Origin of the sequence: Paenibacillus sp. LC231, from assembly GCF_001860525.1 — a bacterium.
Lineage (GTDB): Bacteria > Bacillota > Bacilli > Paenibacillales > Paenibacillaceae > Paenibacillus_AQ.
The window spans coordinates 38,484-64,497 of sequence record NZ_JFOM01000058.1 but is presented as its reverse complement, the minus strand read 5'-3'; the positions used below and the strand labels follow the sequence as shown (position 1 = coordinate 64,497).

The window sequence follows — 26,014 nt, the reverse complement described above, 5'->3', positions numbered from 1 at the left end:
CATTCGAGAGCGATGGGGTTATTTCGTTTCTTACCTCTTTAAGGCTTGGCATTTTTCCAGTAAGCATACGCATGCACCACGCTACCGGTAAAGGAAGGTGAATCCTTCAATAAATCAGGCAGCTTGGCCAGCTCTTCCTCCATGTAAGCTGCTCCTTCTTCATAGAAGGTAATATGATCGCCTTCATGGCTGGCTTTGATCTCTACGGAAATCTTGATCGGTTTGCCCAGCTCATCGGCAAATGCGATCTCTTCCTTAGCTACGGCGACAATCCCGTTCGATCCTTCCGCTGCATCACGGAAGGCCATGAGAGAAACATGGTCCATTCGGTTGATCATCCACTTGCTGAGGGACATATCTTGCCCGGTAACTTTGTATTTATCCAGCCACACGGCCATATCCATGCTTGCTTCCAGATTGGAATCTTTTTTCAATTCCGTAACAAAAGCATCCAGATTCGCGGTCCATTCGGAAATAACCTGCTGCGAATTTTCCCTCCATGCAGGCAGCACATAAGGCTCAATGTCCAAATGAATGCCATGAAAACGCTCATTGCCTTCCACAGCACGATTGTAGTTCTTCACATAATTGACCAATCGCATCATTCTGGGCCGGTTCTCCTCAAGTGCCCATATCGGATGACCACCCATGGCATGGACCTCGATTCCGGCTGCAGCCGCTTGTTTAACAAACGACGAGTACGAACTGTACGGTTGCTCCAGGTCCAGCCTTACATACAGCCAGTTCAAGTTTTTCTCTTTCGCAAAATCAAGAATTTCCTGACTGTTTTGAATTACTTCATGGGCTTCCCAAATATATGTGCCTCTTACGATAGAGTCCCGTGTAACGGGATCCGCATCGGGCACGCGATCGCCCTCTCCCGGTTCAGGATTCGGATCGGGGGCCGGTGATGGGGAAGTAGGGTCCTTATCGTCTGGCGGCACGCTCCCATCATTAGACATGTTTTGCCAGTTGCGAATATCGTGGATAGCGATCCCGGCAAAGGAAGCATATGAACTGAGCGCACTGGACAGATGCTCCAATTTCGCGTTCATTCTTTCCTTACCATGTCCATAAAAGCTGGTGTGAGGCTCACCCGGCATTTCCTTCGTGTTAACCCCGATAAGAATCTGCTTACCAAGCCTGTTGGCAAGCTCAAGCTCATCTCGCGTCAGCTCCAGAATGCCATGCTCGGATTCTACTTCGTTCCGATAGGCCATCACGGTAACATGGTCAAATGTACTGATCAGCCATTCATTCAGACCGGCTCCATTACCCAAGGAGTATTGATCAAACCAGAAGGGGATGTCAATTCCGAGCTCCAGGTCGCTCCCGGATACTTGATTCAGGAACACCATAAGATTTTGTTCCCAGGTGCTGATGATGTTGTCCTGCTCATCCTCCCACTGGGCAAGTACATACGGCTCTATATCAAGATGAATGCCGTCAAATCGGGCGCCGGCCGAAACCTTGCCGTTATAGTTGATCACCCAATCGGCGAGTCCGAGCATATCCTCCCGATGTTCGGTGAGGGCCCATCTTGGATCTCCTCCTAAAGCATGCACAGCAATTTGACTCTCATGCGCACGCTGTATAAATGCCTCGTAAACTTCGAACGGCATTTGACGATCAATCTGTAGGAAGATTAGATTAATTCCTTCTTCGCGGGAAAAATCAAGCAGTTCTTCGCCGCCATCCTGAATCAGATCCGTCTGCCAGATCCAAGTTGCTTTTGTTGTAGCATTTTCTCCATAAGCCGGGGTTTGAAGCCCCACCAGAAGCATGACAGCCAACAGGCCGGCAAGCATCGGGTAATCTTTCACTTTCATGTTTTCCCTCCGTTTCTCTGCGAGAACTCCACGTATTCTCTATTTAGTAAACGGGGTTATTATAGCATTGATGCCTCAAAAAAAGATGAGACCTTGTTCTTACGGGACAGGTGGCAAGCAATACATCGAACAAATGATCGGTTTAAAAGGAACTATGATGTATTTGGAAAAATATAACTAAATTATATAAATTATATGAATTTGAACAAGATTAAGGCTAACTACTCAGGAAGAAAGTTGTGTTTTTGGCTTTTATATGGCCTAGTGTCACTGTTTATAATGATGAACTTCATGATTTCGAAAAGCATTCCCGTATACCGTTTGGCATTCGAGTCCATCCTAGGACTAAAAACATAAGGTGGGCGACATGATTAATTTGGAATCAAGATTGGAGAATATCGAAGACCGTTTTGTGAATATAGATACCTATCTTTGTAGACATGAGTTTACGTTAGCCGGCAATTGGGATTATAAGCATGGTTATCTGGACAGGCGCTTGGATCAGGAGCGGATGGTGTGGCTTCGGATCCCTTTTCTGGTAACCAAAGGCACCCTGGATGGCGAATGCGGCGGTTGTCATGCTACGATAAAGCTCGGCCGTCCATTCGTATTTAGACATATATACAATACGGGAACCGACAAGCATGCAGCACCTCGTTTATTAGGAGCTCTCTTTGATCAATTCCAGGCTCCGATCGACCCGGACGCATCAGTGGACGAGATGTGGATTGAACAAGCACGAAAAGTCTTGGATGAAGTGGAGACAGGGTACTTGCACTGATACTCGGCGCTGACGAGGAGATCAAGTTATCTTGATCCCTTTTTATAGTTACATCATAATAATCAAGGAGCTCTGACGTTTGCTGCGGTCAAGGGGCTCCTTTTTGTATGGGTGAACAGAATAGGGGGATTAAAGAATATCCTTAGAAAACTTTAGAACTTTCGTAAAAGCGGGCTCAAATGTTAAAACATCCTGATATAGTTGGATAGACTGGCTTCATTATGTGCCAACTTGGATCAATTAAATAAATGAAGAAGGTGATACCCACCCATGAACAAAAAAACATTATTTAATGATGGATGGACATTTGCAAAAAGCAGCCTTGACCATACGGATTCGGCGAATCTTAAATTCCAACCCGTGGACATTCCCCATGATTGGCTTATTTATAACACGGAAAATTTATATGAGAACAGCATGGGCTGGTACCGGAAGCAATGGTCGTGGAATGGCGAAGGAGCTCAGGTTCTGCTGTGTTTTGACGGGGTGTATATGGATTCTTCCGTCTATGTCAATGGTCATTGCGTGGGAGAATGGAAGTATGGCTATTCCTCCTTTGAACACGAAATCACAGATTTCCTGGTAGAAGGGGAGAATGACCTTATTGTGAAGGTAGTGTTTCAAAGTCCGAACAGCCGGTGGTATTCGGGCGCGGGCATCTATCGTAATGTGTGGTTAAAGATAAGGGAAGCGAACCATATCGCAACAGACGGCATTTATATATCAACAACATGTCAGGAAAATGGATGGTTGGTCGAAGTCGACACAGAAATGAATATCGTAGATGATGTGGTCATTAACCACACGCTCCTGAAGGGTGGTCAGAGGATCGCAGAGGTGTCCAATCACGTCAACGCTAGCAGCGCTGGGAATATAACGAATACGCAAACTCTAGCTGTTGAGCGTCCATGGCTCTGGAGCCCAGATGAACCTCATCTGTATCAGTTGGTTACCGAGATGCGGGTGATTGGAACTGATCATCCGACAGACCGGCACGTTGAAATGGTAGAATCGGTGTCGCACAACGTGGGATTCCGCCATATCCAGCTTGATCCGAATCAGGGATTCCTCCTGAATGGCAGCAAACTGAAACTGAACGGTGTATGCGAGCATCATGATCTCGGAGCACTGGGTGCAGCGTTTAACAAAACGGCCTTAGCCAGAAGGTTTGCTATTCTGAAAGACATGGGGGTTAATGCGATTCGCACTGCTCACAATATGCCTGCCAAGGAATGGATGGATCTTGCGGATGAAATGGGGCTGCTGATCGTATCGGAAGCCTTTGATATGTGGGAACGGCCGAAAACCCCTTATGATTATGCAAGGTTTTTCCCGGATTGGGTTCAGCGCGACGTGAAGAGCTGGGTCAAACGGGATCGAAACCATCCGTCCCTTATCATGTGGAGCATCGGGAATGAAATATATGATACCCATGCGGATGAGAGGGGTCAGGAAATAACAAGAATGCTGATGGCAGAGGTCCAGCGATACGATCCCAAGCAAAATGCAAGCGTTACCATCGGATCGAATTATATGCCTTGGGAGAATGCTCAGCTATGTGCCGATATCGTAAAGGTGGCAGGCTATAACTATGCCGAGAAGTATTACGAGAAGCATCATCAGGCACATCCGGATTGGATCATCTATGGCAGCGAGACCGCATCGGTCGTACAAAGCCGAGGCATCTATCATTTCCCGTATGAAAAGTCCATTCTAGCCGATGACGACGAGCAGTGTTCCTCCCTTGGAAACAGCTCGACCAGTTGGGGGGCGAAATCGGCGGAGGCCTGCATTCTGGCAGAGCGAGATATGCCCTTCTCGCTGGGACAGTTTATATGGACCGGATTCGATTATATTGGAGAACCTACACCGTATCATACCAAAAACTCTTATTTCGGACAGATCGATACGGCAACCTTCAAGAAGGATTCTTATTATATCTATCAAGCAGCCTGGACGGATTACAAAACGAAACCCATGGTGCATCTGCTGCCATACTGGGATTTCAACGACGGCCAAATGATCGATGTTCGCATCTGTTCCAATGCGCCAAGCGTCGAGCTGCAGCTGAATGGGGAAACCATCGGTACGCATGATATTGACCATGCACACGGAAGACAGCTGGTGGGTTGGTGGAAGATTCCTTATGCAAAAGGCGAATTGAAAGCGATCGCTTATGACGAAGCTGGCCGTATCGTGGCTGAGGATACAAGAAACTCTTTTGGCGATGCCAAGCGTATTGTTTTGTGCCCGGATAAAGAAGAATTAACAGCCGATGGAACAGACCTCATCTTCCTGGAAATTGCGATGGAGGATGAGGACGGCCATACCGCCCTGAACGCGAATAACCGGGTGGAGGTGCATGTGACGGGTGCCGGGCGGTTGCTTGGACTCGATAACGGAGACAGCACGGATTACGATCCGTACAAAGGCCGGAGCCGAAGATTGTTCAGCGGCAAGCTGATGGCAATCATCGGAGCCACATTGGAGCCTGGGCCTATTCGAATCGAAGTGTCTTCCCATGGTTTGGAGAGCCGATGCCTACATCTGACATCCATCCCGGCGCAGGATGAATTGACAAAGGGCATATCGGCAAGCATGAATAACGAAGAGGGGCCGTGCCTCACGGGGAACATGCTCGAGCTTCCGCTTCGCAAGATTGAACTGATCAGCGAAGGAGGTCCATCATTTCATCCGTCCAATCGGCAAATGGTGGTGCGTGCCATGTTACATCCGCCGGAAACCACTTATCAAGAGGTCGAATGGGCTGTCGTGAATGATGCCGGCATCGAATCCAATATCGCCAGTGTGGAAGCCAATGGTCATGAAGCCATCGTAACCGCTCTTGGCGACGGTGAGTTTCGTTTGAGATGTACGAGTCGGAACGGGACGGATAAAACCAAGCTCATCTCCCAGCTTGAATTTCAAGTTGACGGTTTGGGGGCGGCCTACAAAGACCCATACTCTTTCATTTCCGCAGGACTGTATGATTACAGTCAAGGTGATGTGGGAAACGGGAACGAAAGAGGCGTAGCTACGAGCAGAGACGGTGAGACGCAAGTCGGATTTCGGGACATCGATTTCGGTCCCCATGGCTCCGATACGATCACCATTCCGATATTTGCACTCTCAAGCGAAGCGTACTCGCTGCAAATCTGGGAAGGCATGCCTGGTGAGGAGGGCAGCTCCTTGCTGGCCGACTGCATTTATCAGAAAGAATCCAAGTGGAACGTGTATCAGGAAGAAACCTACCGGTTGTCCAAGAGGCTGCGCGGCATAACGTCAATATGCTTTGTCCTGCGCCAGAAGGTGCACATCAAAGGGTTTTATTTTCATGCGGGGAATCGGGCCTTCGAGCAGAATTATGCCGCAGATGGTGATCGAATCTACGGAGATACCTTTACGATTATGGATGACAAGGCTGTTGAAGGTATAGGAAATAATGTTTCCCTCGAGTTTGACCTAATGGATTTCTCAGAAGCAGGCACTTCAAAACTGATTGTGTACGGGCGTTCGGCCATAGACAAAAACACGATTCATATCCGGTTTGCCAATTCGGCGGGAGAAAGCAATCAGCTTGTTGAATTTACGCAAACAGATGGATACGAAGAGCAAGTGTTTGATCTGGAGCATGTGAACGGTAAACAGAAGGTGACGTTCATCTTCCTGCCGGGAAGCCAGTTTGATTTTGGCTGGTTCCGATTTGTACGGTCAGGTTCATAATACCAATGGTGATCGAGGCTGCTGATCCAATCGGCAGCCTTCTTTGTTTTGAATGGAGGTATGGACCATTTACACGGATCGATAGGAATTTAATTAACCCTGCGGTATAATTAAATAATAGACATACCGAGATGGAAGGGACCGTGAGGAAATGAAGCAAACCAATAAACCGAGGAATAAAAGAGTGGTCAAGATTGTTATATGGACCCTGTCTATACTAACCATTATTACCATAGCAGCTAGTGTCCTACTGGATTCTCTTACTTACAAACCGCTCGATGAAGCGAAAGCGGTGTTTCAAAGTAATACGAAAGTAGTTGTCGAACACCTCAAGGACGGCTATCGTTTCGAGCCGGTGGGCGGGGAGGTGATCCAGCCCGACATTATTTTTTATCCGGGTGGATTGGTGGAGCCCGAAAGTTATGCGCCTTTTGCCAAGAGAATGGCAGAGAAGGGGCACCGCGTATACATTGCATCCATGCCTTTGAATCTCGCCATCTTCGGACAGAATAAGGCGGATTCCTTCATATCGGAGCATCAAGACAGACGTTATGTCATTGGCGGGCATTCCTTAGGCGGTGTTTTTGCTGCGAGATATGCTTCTGAACATGCGGATGTCATTGACGGGGTTTACTTCATGGCATCCTACGCGGATGATGGAGGAAAGCTAAACGGGTTGAATATGTCCGCGCTTCAAATCACCGGTACGCAGGATGGCGTTCTTGATCGAACCGAGTGGGAGGCTGCAAGAAAGAATCTGCCGGACGATACGACATACGTGGATATTGCGGGCGGCAATCACGGACAATTCGGTTCTTACGGTTTCCAAAAGGGAGACAACGAAGCTTCTTTAACCCCGGCAGAGCAGTTGATCGAAGTGACGGAAGCCATAGACCTCTGGATCCAGGGCCTTGATTCGTTTCAACGTTGAAACTGAAATGTAACCCGATTGAAACTTCTACGTATATAGGTTATAAACATGGGTACATGTTAAACACTTAAAGAAGTTGAGGGATTCCATCATATGAATGTGGCGTATACAGACTATGCCGATACGGGATATCGGCGGGCTGAGCAGAAGGCAGCTCAGTATTTTGCATCACTTTATGTACAGGTTAAGGAAAAGAGTTATGTGCCGATCCTGACAGAGGACATTCTAGTATGGAAAAGGAAGCATATTCATCGTCCTTCATGGCTGTCTTTTTTATCGCGCGGAAAGAAGAAACCGGATAGCCGGGATTATCATAAATATATCGGCTGGCTTCATTATACAGGTGAATTGGATAATTACTTGGATCGAAGCATTTCCTATATTTATATGAGAGACCTGGGTATGGACCTGGATTCGCCAGACACGAAGGCCCGAATTCGGCGCGTTGCCCAAGATACCAAGAAACTTCTGCTTCGCTCGACCAATAGGAACGGTGGAGGTACGCCGGATTACATGAGTTTGGCCGGGCTGTACCGATGGGCCCAGAAGGAAGGCATCGAGAATGCCGTGATTTGGGTCATTAACAAACTGAAGCTCGTGGCGACCCATATCCCGGAGGAGATGGATGCGGACCAAGCTCAACGCAAATTGATTAAAATTATCGTAGGCGTTGTTATGCACGTCATCGAGGATATGAATGCCGAGACATCGCCTGCGGAGCGCTCAGCCCGCCTTGATGATGCTATCCGGCTGGGATATTCCTATGGGTTGACCTATCCTTTTATAGACGATCTGCTCGATTCAAGGGTACTTAACGCTCAAGAGAAGGAACAGTACTCCCAGATGATACGTCAGGCGCTCCTTACTGGAACGGTACCGGAGCTTGGGCAGTGGACCGGGAAGAACATGGATCTCGTTCAATTCGTTCATAAGGAGCTTCGGGATGCATTTGAGTATATTCAGGGACACCAACGCCCGGAAACGCAGCATGCTTTTTTCGAGCAGTCTAATGTATTTTTTCATTCACAGCATATTGACCGAATTAAGGATCTTGACAATCCCAATTACAGTAACGAGGAACTATATCTGCCAATCATCTTGAAATCATCGTCCTCCCGCTTGATCGTCCGTTCCGTTATCAGCGCTTCGGCGGATGAAGGCTTTGAGGACCGGACCTTCTTCTACGGTATCTACAACCAGCTGGCCGATGATTTTGCCGATATGTTTCAGGATATGGAAGACGGAGCGGTAACCCCGTATACGTACTATTTAAAATATCGCGGTCAGCGTACGGATCTTATCAATCCTTTTGAAATGTACTGGGCGGTTATTTCCCATCTGATTCATGAGGTGTATCATTCAGACGCCAAGACGCGAGAGGTGATGCTGGACCGGGCCATTAATGGCCTGAAGCGTTGTAAAGAACGGGTCGGTGCTGAGAAATATAACGATATCATGGATATTTTTGCATCCGGTAACCCGGAATTCAATCGGCTTGTCCAGCAAATGGTTCGAACAGCCGATCAGGTGGATTTCTTCGATAAGTTGCTGCGGGACCAGATGGTTACGGTGCTCCGAAACGAGCGGAAGGAAAAGGATTATTTTATCGATACCATTAAAACCGTTCGAAACGAGATAAACAACAGCTTGCAAATCGCGAAGCCCCTTGGCATTCCACCCATGAAAGAGTCGCTGATTGACGCAGCCAATTATACGCTCGAAGGGGACGGCAAACGTCTAAGACCTATCTTGACTTGGGTCATGGCGGTCAACGAATACGGTCTGCAAGCTTCCGCCATCGTGCCGCTGCTAAGGTCGCTTGAATACATGCACACCGCTTCCTTGATATTCGATGATTTGCCGTCTCAGGATAACGCCTCTACCCGTAGAGGACGACCGACCCTGCATCGGGTTCATGATAGCGCCACGGCGGAAATCACCGGCTTGTTCCTGATTCAGAAGGCTATCGAAGAACAATCATCCCTTGAAGGGTTTGATCCCCAGACGGTATTAAAACTGATTCAATATTCGTCTCAGCGAGCGGGAGATATGTGTTCGGGCCAGGCGATGGATTTGAATTCAAAAGGGAAGGCATTGTCTTTGGAGGAGCTGAATACGGTATGTTATTACAAGACGGGCATTGCCTTCGAGGCATCTCTCGTTATGCCTGCCATCCTCGCTCAGGTGAAGGAGACCGAAATTGCGACACTGAAGAAATTCGCCTACCATGCGGGCATTGCCTTTCAGATTCAGGATGATTTGCTTGATGTGCAGGGTGATATGGAGCAGCTCGGGAAACCAGGAGGACAGGATGCGGAGAATAATACATCGACCTTTGTGAGCATTTTGGGTCAGGAAGGCGCCAGTCGGGAAATGTGGGAGCATTATTGCCTGGCTATGGAGGCGCTGCAGGAGATGCCGCGCAATACGGCGTTTCTCAAGCATTTATTAAATTACATGGTAAATCGAGATCGTTAAATTGCTTCATTGTTAATGTACAATCATGAGAAAATATCCCGAGAGGAAGTGTTGGCGTGAATGCCAGCACTTTTTTTGGTTATGGCATTGGTTTAAGCCATGCTTGCTGCATGCTTGTTACAAGGATGGATTGTGCAAAGGCAGCAATTTCAGAAGAAATACAGCGTATTCCCTAAAGATATAATAAGCCCTATGATACGCTTCTTGCCAGCGACCTGCCGCCGATTGAAAGAGCGTCCCGTCTGAGCACGCCGATTCATATCATGGTTGGCGAACAAAGTCCTGAATCCATGCTGGAGATTGGAAGGCAGCTAAGCCGAGCTATTCCAACGCCATAAACACGATCCTAGAGGGCCAAGATCATATGCCGGATCCGGAATTGTTGCTGCCATTACTCTCAAGCTTTCTTCACAAGCAGTTGAAGCGGAGAAGAATAAAAGCGAGATTGTTTTTTTGATAAAAAAGTACAGTTCATGCTGCATGGAATTTGGTATGATGACCTCATAGCCAATCCACATAGAGAGGGGGCAACAGGCTTGAAATGCAGAGCGGTGAAATCGTTCAACGCGCCATTGATTATATCGAGGATCATCTGACGGAATCACTAACACTTGAGGAGATTGCCGGCGTGGCGGCCATGTCGCTGCCTAATTTATACCGTTTGTTTCATAGCCTGACGGGACACCCGATTAAGGAATACATACGTAAACGCAGAATCAACGAAGCCGCCTTATGCTTGCGGGATAGCGACTTGCCGACCATCGATATCGGGTACCGCTGCGGATTTGAGTCGTATCCGACATTCATTAAAACCTTCAAGAGACTCACGGGACAGACTCCAGGACAATATCGAAGATCTGAGGTAGTTTACAGCTTCGAACGGATGAATCTGAAAGAGCATGTAAGCTATTTGGAAGAGCGGGCCTTATCTGAACGATTTCCTGAAGTAAGGGTTATCCGTCTGAATCCTCAGCAAGGGATCGGCCATCTATTCGTTTCCGAGTATGAGGAGGGTATAGAGACCGCTGCGATCGATCATTTTCGCGAACGGTTGTCATCACACCGTATCGATCTCAATGGGCTGAGGCTCTTCGGTTGGAACGTGGACATGGAAGGTGAAACCAAGCCCTTCGGTTATCAACTGCTGGCTGTAGGCTCGATGGACCAAGCCGAGATGATGAAGCATTCGGAACTTAATTCCCTGACGCTTGAGGGCGGATTGTATGCAGTGGCCAGAACGCCATCGGTAGCGGAAGACAGTATTCAAAACACCTGGAACCGTTTGTTCTCCGAGTGGCTGCCCCGCAGTGTGTTTGAGCAAGGAAAGCATGAGTTCATTGAAGAATATGCGCTGAACCGAGATCAAATCGTTCGGATGAAGCTTTATCTTCCGGTGGAACGAAGTAAGCTGGTGAAACCTATCGAAATCGTGCAGCTGTCTTCGCTTAAGGTGATGCGTTTTCGAAGGACGGGTGTAGACTGCGTCAAACAAGCGGATGAAGCATCCATTGCCTGGTTATGCCGTAATGGATTGATGGAAGATTCGCGAATCCGCGTATTCATGCACTGTGACGGTGGACTGCTGGACGAATGCTCTGCTTATGAGGTTTATATAGCTCCTCCTGAGGATTTTCTTCCTTCCTGTGAAGAAGCAGATCTACAAGTTGAGCTGGAAGGTGGAATGTATGCCTGTCTGGAGTCAGGTGCCGCTGGCACGATGACAGGAGTACTTGAAAGAGTGGATCGATGGCTCGATATGTCAACCGAGTATAGGCCGGATCCGGGACGCTTTTGGTATGTGAGCTATTTGCCTAAAGAAGAGGCGGATCACGGGATTATCAGAGTGAAGTGTTATGTTCCTGTTCAAATCATGTCATGAGCATAAGAATGGAGGGAGTTCATGGGCCGATTACCTGTAGAAAGAGTGCGGCCTGAAGGGTATCGTCCGTTTACGACGCCACGCGTGTTAAAAATGATACATGGAGGCAAAAATATGAGCGAACAAGTGCGTGATAATCACAACCATGCAGAGGTTAGTCCGATTAAGAACAAAGTGGGCAGCATATTCATCCCGGTGCGGGATATCGAAAGGTCGCGCAGTTGGTACTGCCGTGTACTCGGAATAGCGGAAGATGATTGCCAGGTGATGAATGGTCATTTATGCCCTTTGCCCATGGAAGGAACGGGCGTGATTCTGGATACCATGCCGAAGTGGGGAGGGGATCAGCCGGGGGGAGCCCCATCCATCGATACTCCAGCGTTCATGCTGCTGACAGAGGACCTGGAAGGATCGTTAGCTTACATGAAAAAGCTCGGAGTGGAACTCGTGACGGAAATTGAACATCATCATTGGTTCGTCATAAAGGATCCCGATGGAAACAAACTTATGATATGTCGTGAATAAGCAACCCATTTTTGAAACCATACATGAGATTACGATTTACGTAAAAAAGGGTACATCGAGCTTGGGAATGTTCCATTTACTGAAAAAACATTGGTGGGAATAACAGAATGAGATCGAGGGAGACTCTAGGCCGGGGCTTGCACCGGCTTTTTTTGATAGGATAGGATTTATTGAATGCAGATTATAAATGTAAAAAAATATAAATTGAGGTTGATAGTGGTATATAGTGAACTTATAATGGAAATGTAAGCGTATTATTTTACCTAATATCCTCGAACAACAAGTGAACCTACCATCATAGATTGGTTGTATGGGCAAATCATAGAGAACGAGAAAGCGAGGTGACTCGAAGCTTAGTAGACGGTTCGCTAGAAGAACAGCTATGAGGTGCACTAGTATCCATGAAGCCTTTAATTCGATCATAATTAGGAGGGAACATGATGCTAAGAAAAGGAATAAGTGTCGTTATACTGTTTAGTCTTCTGGTCGTTCTAATGCCTGTCAACAAGGCCAATGCCGCACCGAACTGGAATTTGGTATGGAGTGACGAGTTCAATGGGACCTCGCTCAACAGAGCCAATTGGACACCGGAAATCGGTACCGGCAGCGGCGGATGGGGAAACAATGAGCTGCAGTATTATACCGACCGGGCACAGAATGTTCAGGTAACTGGCGGTAACCTTGTCATTACAGCACAGAAGGAATCCTACGGCGGGATGAATTACACTTCTGCCCGGATCAAAACCCAGAATTTGAAGAGCTTTACTTACGGGAAAGTAGAGGCGCGGATCAAGCTGCCATCGGGTCAAGGTCTTTGGCCGGCGTTCTGGATGCTGGGAAGCAATATCAGTTCGGTTGGCTGGCCGAAAAGCGGTGAAATTGACATTATGGAACGGGTAAACCATAACCCTTACGTGAATGGTACCGTACACTGGGATGCAGGAGGGCATGCCGAATATGGACGAGTATCCGGCAATTTGGATTTCTCCCAGTTCCATGTCTACAGCATAGAGTGGGATTCCAAATATATTCGTTGGTTTGTAAACGGTCAGCAGTTCAATGAATTCTATATTGAGAATGGAACCGGCAATACCGAGGAATTCCAGCGCCCGTTCTTTCTATTATTGAATCTGGCAGTCGGCGGAAATTGGCCTGGAAGTCCAAACAATTCCACGCCGTTCCCATCGCAGATGCTGGTGGATTATGTACGCGTGTATCAAGACAGTGGTACATCGAACGTGATCAGTGATGGGATTTACACGATCGCTTCCAAGGCGAGCGGCAAAGTGATGGATGTTGTGGACGTCTCCATGGCAAGCGGAGCCAAGATTCAGCAGTGGACCAACTACGTTGCCAATAATCAAAGATTCAGGGTAGAAAGCACCGGAGACGGGTACTACAAGCTCACAGCCGTGCACAGCGGAAAGGTTCTTGATGTGCCGAATTCGTCCACAGCCACCGGCGTTCAGCTGCAGCAATGGGACGATAATGGATCGAATGCGCAGCGATGGAGGATCGTTGATGTTGGCGGAGGGTATTACAAACTTGTGTCCAAAGTAAGCGGACTGGCAGTCGATGTAGCCAGTGCCTCCACAGCAGATGGGGCGGTTGTCCAGCAGTGGACGGATAATGGTACGGATGCGCAGAAATGGATGTTCACCAAAATTAACTAAACTTGGACAAGCAGCTCCGTGAGGGGCTGCTTGTTTGGTTATGAAGAAGATTGGCTTAGTCCTGTTCCAGCTGACGAGCTGCATGCCCGTTTGGTATAATGGATGGAAAAATCCGGAGGAATCAGGAAACATGCAACCAGTTCTTTTTACGAACGGAAATCTCTTTTTACCCCATAGCGCTTCAACAGCGGATTCGATATATGTGGAAGACGGAATCATTCGTGCTATTGGAAGCGCAGCAGACCTGCGACTTCAGCTGGCGGATCGGAGGTATCGAACAGTGGATTGGGATGGCGCCTTCGTTTTACCTGGCCTGGTCGATGCGCATCTGCATCTCGGTATGCATGGACTGAAGCTTGGCATGCTTGACTTCACAGAGGCGACCTCTAAGGAAGAGATGCTGGATATGCTTAGGGAAAGGGTCGCGGTTACGCAGCCTGGCGAGTGGATCATGGGGTTGAACTGGAATGAACATAACTTCCGAGACCATCAGATTCCGAGCATGCAGGAACTCGACGACGTGACTACGGAACATCCAGTCTATCTAACCAGGACCTGTTTCCATGCTTACCTGGGTAATTCGGAAGCGTTCCGAAGAGCGGGTGTTACATCAGACACGCCAGATCCGGAGTCCGGCGCTTTCGGCCGGGATGCCGATGGCCGGTTAAACGGCCGCATTTACGAGAATGCATCGATACCTTTTGCCATGGTGCAGCCGGAGCCTGATCCCGCCAGCCTGAAATTAGCGATGCTGGAGGCATGCCGTGATGCGCTGCGTTTAGGCCTTACGGCAGCTCATACGGAGGATCTCCGTTTGCTTGGAAGTGTGGAAGCAATGCAGCGGATTCATAGAGAGCTAAGAGAGGAGGGACTGCACTTTCGTACCCATCAGCTGATGTTTCATGGTTATCTTGATGAAATGAAAGAGTTGGGCCTTAAGCCGGGCAGCGGCAACGATTGGAACCGGATTGGGGCCGTCAAATTATTCGCGGACGGGGCGGTTGGCGGAAGAACGGCACTGCTGAAGGAACCTTACCATGATGCGCCTCATACAAGAGGGCTGGCTATGCATACTTTTGAGGAGCTAAGGGAGATTGTTGGCAGAGCGCGTCATCTGGGCTTTCCCGTTGCTTTTCATGCGATTGGGGACGGAGCGGCAGCGTTGATGACGGATGTGCTTGAATTCTATCCATTAAGCCGGGATGCGAAACTTCCGGACCGATTTATCCATGCCCAAATTGTACACCCGGATACGGTGAAACGAATGAGTAAGCTGAATCTGGCCGTTGACCTGCAGCCCCGGTTTGTAGCCAGCGATTTCCCTTGGGTGCTGGAGCGTGTGGGCCCTGATCGGACAAGCTATCTGTATGCGTGGAAGAAGTGGCTGCGCTCCGGCCTGCCTTGTTCCGGAGGAAGCGATGCTCCCATAGAGCCGCTGAGTCCGCTGCTTGGGATTCATGCTGCAATGACGAGACGGAAGCCGGAAGAGAGACATGATGGATATCTGCCGGAGGAGAAGCTGAGCTTAACGGAAGCGATTGAATTGTTTACGCTCGGCGGCGCAAAGGCCGAGGGAGAATCAGGGCAGCGGGGAACGATAACAATAGGGAAATATGCCGATTTTACCGTTGTGGATCGTTGCTTGCATGATGCTATGGATCCGGATGAAATGCTGAAGACGAAGATCAGAATGACGATTGTGAACGGGGAAATCGGTTATACGCAGTAACTTATCCAATCGAGCAGTCCAGCAAAGGACTTGCTCGATTTGTATTTATGGATGTTTTTTAATGACACAAAGATGGGTTATCGACTTGAGCCTTACCTGACGACATGGTATATTGTGAAGTTGCCGGCAAAATCGTCGCACAGCATGAGGGGATGATCTTAAGCAAAACGTTAGTGGAGATTAGAGAACATGTGAGTTATCCGGATTAACATTCAAACCATTGGATATAACGGCTACATCGTTGGTTCGTGTGAAAAACAGGAGGCGCAATTGCCTCGTTGTTTCATATATTTAAAGAGACTGAGGAGTCGAAGAAGGGAGGAAGCCAATGAACTTAAAATGGAAGACATATCTCCCGCTGTTATGGATCCTGGCCATTCCTGTGCTTAACATTTTTTATGGGATATTGAACCATGCACATACGCCGGTAAAAAGCTTAACGACGGATCTTGACACTGCAATTCCGTTTGTACCGATATTCATTATACCGTATCTGGTATGGTACCCTTTCATCATTATTATGCTGTTTCTGTTCTGTGCCAGAGACCGAAATGTATATTATCGAACACTGTTGACCCAGTGTATTGGACTCATCGCGTGTTACATTATCTTTTTCTTGTTCCAGACGACGGTAGAGCGGCCGCCGCTTGTAGGCACAGGGGTTTTTGACAGGTTGGTAAATCTGGTGTACAGCACCGACAATCCGTACAACTGTTTCCCAAGCATCCATGTTCTGACCAGTTACTTGATGATAAAAGGGGCAGCAGCTAGTGCAGGCTTTACGAATAAAGATCGGGTGGCGGTGCATATCTTTGCTTGGTCGATCATTGTTTCCACGCTACTCGTGAAACAGCATGTCCTGCTGGACGTGGCGGGTGCCATCGCACTAGTTGAGATTCTGTGGTTTGGGGTAGGAAAATTATCTTTAGGACTCCGTTCTAAAAACCGGGGAGTTATCGTCCGCGGGGAGAATATGTAGGAGCAATGAAAGTCCGGATAGTACGATAGCCGTTTAAATTGCAAGCATTGTGTCGAAATCGAACGATAAAAGCCGCGTTTATTAGGGAAAAATTCAAATCATCATGTTACAGGAGAAGCCATAAGAATGATGTGGAACACCGAAAAGCTCATCAGAGATTTCAAGAACAATCCCAGGATGGATGGAACGATTCTGGCTTCATACTGCCGGATTACCTCCCTGTATGGTGACCGGAATGACGCAGCCGCCTTATTCCGACTGTTTGCGGAGGAGCCTTCCGATTACAAGCGTTCCCTGCTGCTTGATCCGATTATGAGATGCGGAGATCAGGAGCTGGCAGAGGATATAGCGCGTGTTTGTTTTGATGGGAAGAAACTTAAGGAGAACATGCCTGGCGATATTTTGCATGTGCTCGGGTACTTGGACTATGACCGCATGATGGATTATATGGTGGCGTGCATAACCGCAAATGATTGGTATTTATCGAAAGCTGCCTGTATCGGCTTGATGCATCTCCCTTGCGAGCGTTATGGCGAGATATTCGCTGATGAGCTGGAGCGGGTTTACGGACAACCGCTTTTTCCCGAATTTCTCCCGGCTCTATGTTTCAAATTCACCGATGCCCGGATGGTTCCCCGTCTTATGGAGTGGGGGGAGCAGGCCTCTACGGATTGCAATGCGGGATTGATCCTGGGCATCGCTGCATTTGGCCGATCGCAACAGGCGAAGATCCGACGTATTTTGATGGAACCGAAATGGGAGATGGATGCAACCGGAACCGGAAGCCACTGGTGGGGTTACATGTCCATGCAAATGTCCGAAGTGACGTTCAGTCAGCTTATTTCGGATATGTTGAATAGCATGCCGCTGGATTTACATAAGGCTAAGACGTTAGAGGTAGAGACGTTGATCGTTCACGGTCTGCAGGTGCTGCATGATTTGATGGAAGTGAAGCTGAGTGATGATCTTCATCCCCTCCGTTTTGCTGCGACGAATAATGAGCGGTTCTCCGATCTTTACGCGCAGTTGTTCCAATGGAGCAACGAGTATGAAGATGATTCCATGATAGGCCGGATCCAACATGTTTTAGGATACGATCACCCGGTGGTGAATCAATACATAGTATTAAGAACGAGGATGGAAATGGCGATCCGCCGGGAAATGGAACTGGAGGCAGTGCGACTTCAGCCATAAAATGGTTCCGACAGGTGTGGATCGATGGAACAGCTCATGAATCAGCCGAGTTTTCCGAAAATTTTATAAATAAGGTTTACCGCCGAAATGGTTTTATATATAATAATCATAACAAATGCGATGAAGAGACGAGTAAATAAACGAATTCTTGTACAGAGAGCTCCGGCAGCTGAAAAGGGGCAAAGCGTTCTTTATTGAAAAAAGACTCAGAGCAGCACATGGAACCCTCATTGAGAGGCGGATGGTGTGCCAGGAGCTCCTGTTATAGAGCTAGAGTATCTGCATTACCGGGTAATGCCGTACTCGATGAGGCGAATATGGTGACATATTGGCAAATTTGGGGTGGTACCGCGAGTATAACAATCTCGTCCCTAAGACTTATGGTCTTGGGGGTGGGATTTTTTTGTTATATCAAAAGAAATATGATGGTTCAAGGTAGGATACCTACACGAATCTCGCCGGTTTGAATAGTTATCTAGAAGAAGCTCATTTACTGCATGATTTTGTCCGTACGGTAGATCAAAGTCGATGTATGGGGAACATGACGCCACTATTGAAAGGATATGAGTAACGAATGTCTGAAAAACTTAAAGTCGGTATTGTCGGTGGAACGGGTATGGTCGGTCAACGTTTTATGCAACTGCTGGATGGGCATCCATGGTTCGAAGTCACTTCCATTTCTGCCAGCAAAAACTCAGCCGGCAAAACGTATGAAGAGTCGGTTCAGGGCCGCTGGAAGCTTGCCACGCCTATTCCCGAGAAGGTGAAGGGCATTATTGTGCAGGATGCTTCACAAGTGGAACAGGTAGCGGCAGAGGTTGATTTTGTATTTTGCGCGGTTGATATGAAGAAGAATGAGATACAGGCATTGGAAGAAGCCTATGCCAAAACGGGGACGCCCGTCATTTCCAACAATTCCGCCCATCGCTGGACGCCTGACGTTCCGATGGTCATTCCGGAAATTAATCCGGGTCATATTGACGTGATTGCCGCGCAGCGCAAACGTCTGGGAACGACAACCGGTTTCATTGCCGTGAAGCCGAATTGCTCCATTCAGAGTTATGTACCGGCGCTTCACGCTTTGCTTGATTACAAACCTACCCAGGTTGTTGCCTCCACCTATCAGGCAATTTCCGGTGCCGGTAAGAACTTCACCGATTGGCCGGATATGCTGGACAATGTGATACCGTACATCGGCGGGGAGGAAGAGAAGAGCGAGCAGGAGCCGCTGCGCATTTGGGGCAGCGTTGTGAACGGTGAGATCGTGAAAGCCCAATCGCCGTTGATTACAACGCAATGCATTCGCGTTCCCGTAACCGATGGCCACCTAGCCACCGTATTTGCATCGTTCGAGAACAAGCCTTCAAAGGATGAAATTCTGGACCGCTGGCAGCAGTTTAAGGGAAGACCGCAAGAGCTGAATCTTCCAAGTGCGCCGAAGCAGTTCATTACGTATTTCGAGGAAGAGAATCGCCCGCAGACGAAGCTGGACCGTGACATCGAGCGCGGCATGGGTGTATCGGTGGGCAGATTGCGCGAGGATTCCCTCTACGATTATAAATTCGTAGGACTCTCGCATAATACGCTGCGCGGCGCGGCTGGCGGAGCTGTTCTGATCGCCGAACTGCTGAAAGCCGAAGGTTACATTCAAGCGAAATAATATCGATACTCATTAAGAAAAAGGCGACTGCTTGATGCAGTCGCCTTTTTGTGGTCATTGTTCAAGGTTCGTACATTGACGAAGTTCGTGTTTATCGTATATAGTGTAATTCGCGCTTCAATGCAAAAAAGCAAAGAAGCCGAAAAGCATAAAAGCGAAAAAGTTCATCTATATAGACAAGGACGGGAAGAAGCCCTGTCACGACCAAGTATAAGGAGTCTTAGCACCATGGAACGACATCTCAGTTTCTCAAAAAGCATCATTCTTATTGTGTTTATACTGGCAGTACTGTTTGTCTCTATCTTTCTTCTTAAGGCAGAGCCGCATATACCGCTTTTGGCAACAACCGTGGGTATCGCCTCCTTGCTGCGGTTGTTCGGGTTTTCCTGGAAGCATCTGGAATCCGCTATCATTCAAGGCATTCAAACGGCGATTATGCCGATTCTCATCCTTTCGCTCATCGGCATTCTGATTGCGGTATGGATGATGAGCGGCACCGTCCCGACCATTTTATACTATGGAATGGATTATATTGAACCGCATTATTTTGCCGTGAGTGCGTTATACGTGACCATCGTGGTGTCGATGTTTACCGGAAGCTCCTTCACGACGGTCAGTACGGTTGGCGTTGCCTTCATGGGAATTGCTGTAACAACCGGGATTTCGCCGGCACTGGCAGCAGGAGCGGTGATCTGCGGAGCTTGCTTTGGGGATAAAATGTCGCCGCTGTCCGACACAACGAACTTTGCTCCGGCGGTCGCCGGCATATCCTTGTTCACCCACATTGGCAACATGATGTACACTACGGTGCCGGCCCTGATCGTGACAACGATCTTTTTCCTGCTGGCACCAACGGCGAATAGCCTGGATTTAACATCGATTATTCAAATCAAGGCTGCACTGAGCGACGGATTCCAAATTCATTGGCTAACGCTGCTATCGCCGCTTGCGGTCATTGCCTGTTCCATCAAGCGGATTCCGATCCTCCCTACACTCATTGTCGGCATTGTTACCGGACTCATCGTAACGGCCTTCGTTCAGGAGCAGACGGCAGTCGATGTCTGGTTCAGCGTCATGCAGAGCGGTTACAAGAGTACAATCGCCAACGAAACCGTTGCTTCCATTGTCAACCGCGGCGGATTGCAATCGATGATGGGGTCCGTATCACTGATATTGATTGCGTTATCCTTGGGAGGGCTGCTTCAGCATTGCGGCGTCATTGAAGCCTTCTTCCGCAAAGTCATGCAGCCGCTGAAGCGGAAGAGCAGTATCGTTCTGATGACCGGGGCGTCCGCGATTGCAGTCAACGGCATGACAGGTGAGCAGTATTTATCGATCCTTTTGCCTGGTCAAATGTTCAAGGAGGAATATGTCCGCCGAGAACTTCCGGCGAAGACGTTGTCCCGTACATTGGAGGATTGCGGTACGCTTGTTAACCCGCTGATTCCATGGGGGGTAAGCGGTGCTTTCTTCGCTGCTACGCTTGGAATTCCGGTCATTGAATATGCGCCGTATGCAACTTTCTTGTGGTTAAGCCCGCTCTTTACATTTGCCTATGCCTTGATACCGCGATTACAGCGGAACACGCTGGGCAGGAAGATCTAAGGATAACCGAATAAACATGGATCCTCAGTTTGACCTTGCTTCCCGGATAGGGGAGACAGGGTCTTTTTGATTAAAGCGATTTATACCCAGCCTGTTCTTCGATACAACTGATATGATGGAAAGTGGTGATGTGCAGCCTACATCGCGGATTCATTCTTACCGGGAGGGGATATTAGCATGAACCATAGGAAAGGTAACGAGCCAACCGCTGCGGCACTGATGGAATTGCATGTTCTGGCGATGTTTACGCATGACGGGAATATGCAAATTCGCACCATCAACGAGCCTTGGCCGGGAGAGGAGCTTGCCCCGAGGTTTTTCATGGGTCGAACGATAGACGGCTCTTCGATCTGCAGGTTTCGTCATGATGTTCCCGAAGGAATTGCCGGGCAATTGAGGGCTTTGGTTGAAGATGAGCCTATCGTTACTGAAGAGGTTCTGACGAGGCCTAAACATTTTGCAGCTTATATGAACCTCCTTCGCGCTGAGCACTATACGAGCGGACCTTGTTATCGGATACCTGATCAAACAACGCAGGCCAAACAGACGGTAAGGATCACACCGGGAAATATTCGCGAATATTCGCTCACCGGTTTTGAATGGCTGACCACGGAAATTGATTATGACCAGCCTTGTGTTGCGCTCATTCATGAGAATAGGGTGGTGTCGGTTTGCCGCAGCGTCCGGATTACTGAACGAGCTCACGAAGCTGGGCTTGAAACGTCAGAGGAATTTCGTGGAAGAGGTTATGCGGCTGCTGTTGTTGCCGGATGGGCCATAGAGGTGCAAAAAATGGGCGCGCTGGCGTTGTACAGTACTTTATGGGGAAATAGCTCTTCCCGGAGAGTAGCAAATAAATTAGGGTTGTCCTATTACGGAGTTAACTTCACGATCAGTTGACATGCTGGGCAGCGTAAACACCTTACTGTATGAAGCCATAAAGAAATCCCTCAATAAAGTTGAGGGATGAAGTGAAGTACTCCATGATGATGTTAAATAATTAGCTCGAGCTGCCTCTTCTGTTCTTATAATAGCCATGACCTTGGTTGCCATGCCTGTGTTTGTAATCGGATGAGGAACCTTTACGACGCGAATAGCCATGACTGCTGCTGTATTTTCTTACATAATTCTTCGCGGAACTGCTGTAACGCTTACGGCCATGACTATGGGATGTAGAGTGGAGAAGCTTATTCATGATCTTTCTTAACATGCGAAAACATCCTCCTTTCTTGTTCGTCATCATTCCATATAATTTAATCGGATCGTAACATAAATGAAACCCCATAATCAAATTAAAGGCTGCCCTTCTTATCAGAGGGGCAGTCTCTTGCATTAGCGAGCGACTGCAGCTCGTGCATGAACTGCAAAGAACTTGAGTAAGGTTCACTCAATTGCATCAAGCGTTTAATCATGTTCTGCAGTCCAATCGAGAGATGAAGTTCTTCCTGCCAGCTTCGCTCCACGGCTGCGCCCTGGTTGTGATCCGGTTCGTAGGTAGAATAGAGCATGAACAGCATAAAGTGACCGATGTCCCGGAGATCCTCGCTTTCCTTCGAGTCCTTATATTGAACAGAGGACGCCGAGCTGTCTGCTCTGAACTTTTTCCGTACAGGTACTGGGAGCGGAGGGGGCTCACCAATCCTTCTCGCGAGTCCAAAATCAATAAGTTGGATCCTGCCATCCTTAAACAGTACGTTCGGAATCCGCAGATCAAGATGAACATAGCCTTGGTCGTGTATGTATCGGACCAGCTTCAGAAGCTGCAGCGTGATCTCGATGCATTCGTCTTCTTCGTATTTCATGTCTTGTTCAAATATTAAATCTTCAAGCGTATCACCGTTCATATAAGACATGACCAGATAAGTATGGCGGTTGTCCGTGAAAAAATCCCGATATACCGGAATTTGCGGATGTTGGAGAGAACTTAGTATCGCTGCCTCACGGTTCAGCAATTCTTTGGCGTAATTGCCTTTGCTGGGTCTCGACTGTTTAACAGCGACCACGTTCCCGCTCTGTTGATCCTTGCATTTATAGATGATGCCGTAACTTCCTTCTCCAATCCTCTGTTGAACAGTGTAACGATTTCCCAGAACCGTATTTTCTTCAGCCGGGTAATCCCGCCAAGCGTTTATAAAGGAGCTAAAGTATGAGAATAAGCGCATATCGATTCCAATCTCTCCCTTGGGTCCGTTTGATCTTCCGGAGCAAGTGCTATTCCTATTTATCGTACATGATAAGTTTAACTAAAGATAGTTCAGCTAACTGCCGGGTCTCAATCGAGATTCATCCGATCTTTCCGATACTCCAGCGGCGACAGGCCGTTTAGCTGACGGAACAGCTTCGAAAAATAATGGATGGAAGAGAAGCCGTGCTTCTCGGCAATGTCCGTAATGCTGATGTCCGTATTCCGCAGATCCTCCTTGGCCCGATTGATTCGGAACTGGTTAATGTATTGGATCGGCGGCAAGCCTGTCGATCTTTTGAACAATTCGAAAAAATAACCTCGGCTGATTCGAAGCTCATCGTAATACGATTCCAATGGCCGCAGCTTGCCGTGCAGGATATCCTGATCCATTCGCTCCAGAAGCTTGTTCATTCTGTGATCGGGAATCACCTCATCCTGCAATGCGAATTCAAGAAAATACTCGATGAATTGCAGGAACTGACTTTGTGTTTTTACGCTTCGCATATAGGTATGCTCATTCTCAAACTGGTTCCCGGTATAGAACTTTTCAAACAGATCGCTCCATACTTTGATCTTCTCAACCCTCATATATTCTGGAATGGCGTAAGGAAAGGCAGGTCCTACATAGGAAGGAATCAGTTGGGCAATGTCATAGCAGATCACGCTGGGGTGATCGGCCAAAGCCCGGCGGTCCACATAAGACCAATCAAAATAACAGCAGACATGTACCATGGGATCTTGGTTGTCCGCTATCCAATCATGCGGCTGTCCTGCCGGTATATACACCAGTGAACCCGGGTCGGTACGGTACGTGCGTCCACAGGTACGAACGATGCCCTTACCTTCGGTAATTAGATAAAGCGATGACGAATAGCAGTGCCGGTTGCTATTGCTTTGTCCCTTGGAAAAGGGGTACCTAGTGGCATACAGCACGTAGGGATGGAAGGCGGCAAAATCCACGTGTTTATTTCCACATCCTTTAGGTGATTTCGATATTTGCATGACGATTGTACAAAAGCCTGACGTTTATGTAAATACAGTCATTTAGCCTCTTGCTATACTAATTCTGAAATTAAAACATGCAGAGGAGGGGAAATAAGATGTCGGACAGTCAATATCTGTTGACGGATGAACAAATGGTGCATTTTATTACTAAGGGCTATGTGGTGCTGCGCAACGAGTTGCCGGATCAGCTTCACGCTTCCGTCAGGGATAAATTGAATGTGGTATTGCATGAAGAAGGTAATCCCGGCAATAACATTCTGCCCCGTGTGCCCGAGATCCAGCAGTTCTTCGAAACGCCAGTCGTTAAGGGGGCTTTGACCAGTATACTCGGCCCGGATTACTATATGCACCCGCATCGGCACTGCCACTACAATCAGCCTGGAAATCCATTGCCGGGAGGGGGGCAGTGGCATAAAGACGGTTATTGGTCCAGCATGCGCAGCCACCGACCCTGGTGGGCGATGATTTTTTATTATATGCAGGATATCACCGAGGAAATGGGACCAACGGCCGTCATGCCAGGTACTCCATATTACGAAAAGTTTATAGGCGATCAAGGCGAGACGTTGCTGCCGACCGGCAAAGCGGGAACGATGGTACTGGTGCATTTTGATTTATGGCACAAAGCTTCGCTGAACGTATCCGACATGGATCGATACATGTTAAAGTTTCAATTCGTCCGATTGCGCGCGCCCGAATCGCCAAGCTGGAATCATCAAGAGAAAGAAATGAATCTCACGAGTGGTGGAACACCTTACGTGCATATGAATCTTTGGAGGGACATATGGAACTGGATGCGCGGCGAACCGGGTCAGGAGAACCTCTCGGCAGCAGGAGACGAAGCCCAGATCGAGCAATTGGTTAAAGAATTAAAATCCGAGGACGAGGTCATTCGCGCCAGAGCGGCGGATCAAGTTGGAATGTTAGGAGAGAAGGCCGCTTCCCTGGCTTCAGAACTGGGCCGAATGTTGAATGATAAGGAACCGGTAGCCTTGAATGCCGCTTATGCACTTGGCAGATTGGGGTCCGCAGGGATTGATGAATTGATTCACCGCATTTCCGAAGGAACAACGCAAATCGCGCAGAGAGCGGCTTACGGGCTCCAAGGTGCCGGGGCGAAAGCCACTCCGGGACTGCTATCGTTGCTGGAACACCCCAATGAAAAGTGCAGGGCGCTCGCCGTATTCATACTCGGCATGATTGTACCGCCGTCGCATGAGGCGGTGTCTGAACTGAAAGCTTGCTTGCGCGATCCGAGCGAATGGGTTCGGCGAAATGCAGTCGAAGCGATGGGCATGATCGGGAGTGATGCCGACGATGTGTGCCTGGCCTTGGCAAACGTACTGGAAGAGTCGCTTCTGCAAGAGGAAGACAGAGGAACTATTGGAATCGATGATACGGACATCAGCCAGCAGAGTTATATCATGAATAAACTCGGATATACTGCTGCCTTGTCACTGCTCCGTACCGCCAAGGCCTCTGATGTTCCCATCGTGATCCGTTCGCTTGAGCAAGCGCTGCACAGCAAGGATCGTTATGTAAGGGCGTATGCCTTCGAAACGCTTACCCATCTGCGGACCCCTGAAGCGGTTGATGTTTTGATTCGATATTATCGACCGGCCAGATGGTGTCCGGATACTACGAAGGCGAGCACTTTTTAATATCCGCTAAGGTCCGAAGCCTCTTATTCCTAATGGGAATGGGAGGTTTTTTAGTATGTCTGGTCTTCAATCTGATTTACGATCAGGTGTCCTTATTTTGCAAAAGCAAGACCCTTTCATGCAAAGACTTGTTCGTTGCACTCTTGTAAAATGGGCTCAAAGTTCGTGGTTAGCCAT

General features: G+C 48.3%; 18 protein-coding genes and 1 other annotated feature. Of the genes, 14 read left to right on the top strand and 4 right to left on the bottom strand.

From position 1 onward, the window contains the following. Positions 1-38: 38 nt before the first annotated feature. Positions 39-1,829, bottom strand: a complete 1,791-nt coding sequence (locus AK95_RS32145) for a hypothetical protein (protein ID WP_071224064.1) — start codon at positions 1,827-1,829, stop codon at positions 39-41. Between the two features lie 367 nt (positions 1,830-2,196). Here AK95_RS32145 and AK95_RS32140 point away from each other — a divergent pair, with 367 nt between their 5' ends. The 13 genes from AK95_RS32140 to aac(2')-IIb all read left to right on the top strand — a co-directional run bounded on the left by AK95_RS32140 (position 2,197) and on the right by aac(2')-IIb (position 21,886). Then, positions 2,197-2,610, top strand: coding sequence for a YugN-like family protein (locus AK95_RS32140; protein ID WP_071224062.1), 414 nt, complete (start codon positions 2,197-2,199; stop codon positions 2,608-2,610). Between the two features lie 270 nt (positions 2,611-2,880). Continuing rightward, entirely contained in the window at positions 2,881-6,333 is a 3,453-nt protein-coding gene (locus AK95_RS32135) for a glycoside hydrolase family 2 TIM barrel-domain containing protein (RefSeq protein WP_071224061.1), read from the top strand. Between the two features lie 151 nt (positions 6,334-6,484). Continuing rightward, positions 6,485-7,264 (top strand): alpha/beta hydrolase, encoded by a 780-nt coding sequence (locus AK95_RS32130; protein WP_071224059.1) that lies wholly within the window; start codon positions 6,485-6,487, stop codon positions 7,262-7,264. A 93-nt stretch (positions 7,265-7,357) separates the two neighbouring features. Continuing rightward, positions 7,358-9,742, top strand: a complete 2,385-nt coding sequence (locus AK95_RS32125; protein ID WP_071224057.1) for a polyprenyl synthetase family protein — start codon at positions 7,358-7,360, stop codon at positions 9,740-9,742. Positions 9,743-10,283: 541 nt separating this feature from the next. Further along, positions 10,284-11,621 carry an AraC family transcriptional regulator gene (locus tag AK95_RS32120; protein WP_071224055.1) on the top strand — a complete coding sequence of 446 codons (1,338 nt, stop codon included), beginning with the start codon at positions 10,284-10,286 and terminating at the stop codon, positions 11,619-11,621. Positions 11,622-11,735: 114 nt separating this feature from the next. Further along, a complete protein-coding gene (locus AK95_RS32115) occupies positions 11,736-12,146 on the top strand; it encodes a VOC family protein (protein WP_071224053.1) in 411 nt (136 codons plus the stop codon). Positions 12,147-12,583: 437 nt separating this feature from the next. Then, positions 12,584-13,819 (top strand): RICIN domain-containing protein, encoded by a 1,236-nt coding sequence (locus AK95_RS32110; RefSeq protein ID WP_481855875.1) that lies wholly within the window; start codon positions 12,584-12,586, stop codon positions 13,817-13,819. A gap of 130 nt (positions 13,820-13,949) precedes the next feature. Next, positions 13,950-15,548 carry an amidohydrolase gene (locus tag AK95_RS32105; protein ID WP_071224379.1) on the top strand — a complete coding sequence of 533 codons (1,599 nt, stop codon included), beginning with the start codon at positions 13,950-13,952 and terminating at the stop codon, positions 15,546-15,548. 328 nt (positions 15,549-15,876) lie between these two features. Next, complete coding sequence (locus tag AK95_RS32100) at positions 15,877-16,527, top strand: phosphatase PAP2 family protein (RefSeq protein WP_071224049.1); 651 nt, start codon at positions 15,877-15,879, stop codon at positions 16,525-16,527. Between the two features lie 126 nt (positions 16,528-16,653). Then, positions 16,654-17,721, top strand: a complete 1,068-nt coding sequence (locus AK95_RS32095) for a hypothetical protein (RefSeq protein ID WP_071224047.1) — start codon at positions 16,654-16,656, stop codon at positions 17,719-17,721. Between the two features lie 111 nt (positions 17,722-17,832). Continuing rightward, positions 17,833-18,097: a binding site (T-box leader), on the top strand. Positions 18,098-18,295: 198 nt separating this feature from the next. Continuing rightward, the gene (gene asd, locus AK95_RS32090; protein WP_074961992.1) at positions 18,296-19,381 is read left to right on the top strand and encodes an aspartate-semialdehyde dehydrogenase; all 1,086 of its coding nucleotides are present in this window, start codon (positions 18,296-18,298) and stop codon (positions 19,379-19,381) included. 228 nt (positions 19,382-19,609) lie between these two features. Next, entirely contained in the window at positions 19,610-20,986 is a 1,377-nt protein-coding gene (nhaC, locus tag AK95_RS32085; RefSeq protein WP_071224045.1) for a Na+/H+ antiporter NhaC, read from the top strand. 177 nt (positions 20,987-21,163) lie between these two features. Next, on the top strand, positions 21,164-21,886 hold the full coding sequence (gene aac(2')-IIb / locus AK95_RS32080; RefSeq protein ID WP_071224044.1) for a kasugamycin N-acetyltransferase AAC(2')-IIb: 723 nt from the start codon (positions 21,164-21,166) through the stop codon (positions 21,884-21,886). 100 nt (positions 21,887-21,986) lie between these two features. On the opposite strand, the gene AK95_RS32075 is transcribed toward aac(2')-IIb, so the two are convergent. The 3 genes from AK95_RS32075 to AK95_RS32065 all read right to left on the bottom strand — a co-directional run bounded on the left by AK95_RS32075 (position 21,987) and on the right by AK95_RS32065 (position 24,131). Further along, a complete protein-coding gene (locus tag AK95_RS32075; protein ID WP_071224377.1) occupies positions 21,987-22,196 on the bottom strand; it encodes a hypothetical protein in 210 nt (69 codons plus the stop codon). A gap of 82 nt (positions 22,197-22,278) precedes the next feature. Beyond that, positions 22,279-23,148 carry a serine/threonine protein kinase gene (locus tag AK95_RS32070; RefSeq protein WP_071224042.1) on the bottom strand — a complete coding sequence of 290 codons (870 nt, stop codon included), beginning with the start codon at positions 23,146-23,148 and terminating at the stop codon, positions 22,279-22,281. A 110-nt stretch (positions 23,149-23,258) separates the two neighbouring features. Continuing rightward, a complete protein-coding gene (locus tag AK95_RS32065; RefSeq protein ID WP_071224041.1) occupies positions 23,259-24,131 on the bottom strand; it encodes an AraC family transcriptional regulator in 873 nt (290 codons plus the stop codon). 140 nt (positions 24,132-24,271) lie between these two features. Between AK95_RS32065 and AK95_RS32060 the strand changes: the two genes are divergently transcribed. Next, on the top strand, positions 24,272-25,837 hold the full coding sequence (locus tag AK95_RS32060; protein ID WP_071224039.1) for a HEAT repeat domain-containing protein: 1,566 nt from the start codon (positions 24,272-24,274) through the stop codon (positions 25,835-25,837). The last annotated feature ends 177 nt before the right edge of the window (positions 25,838-26,014 follow it).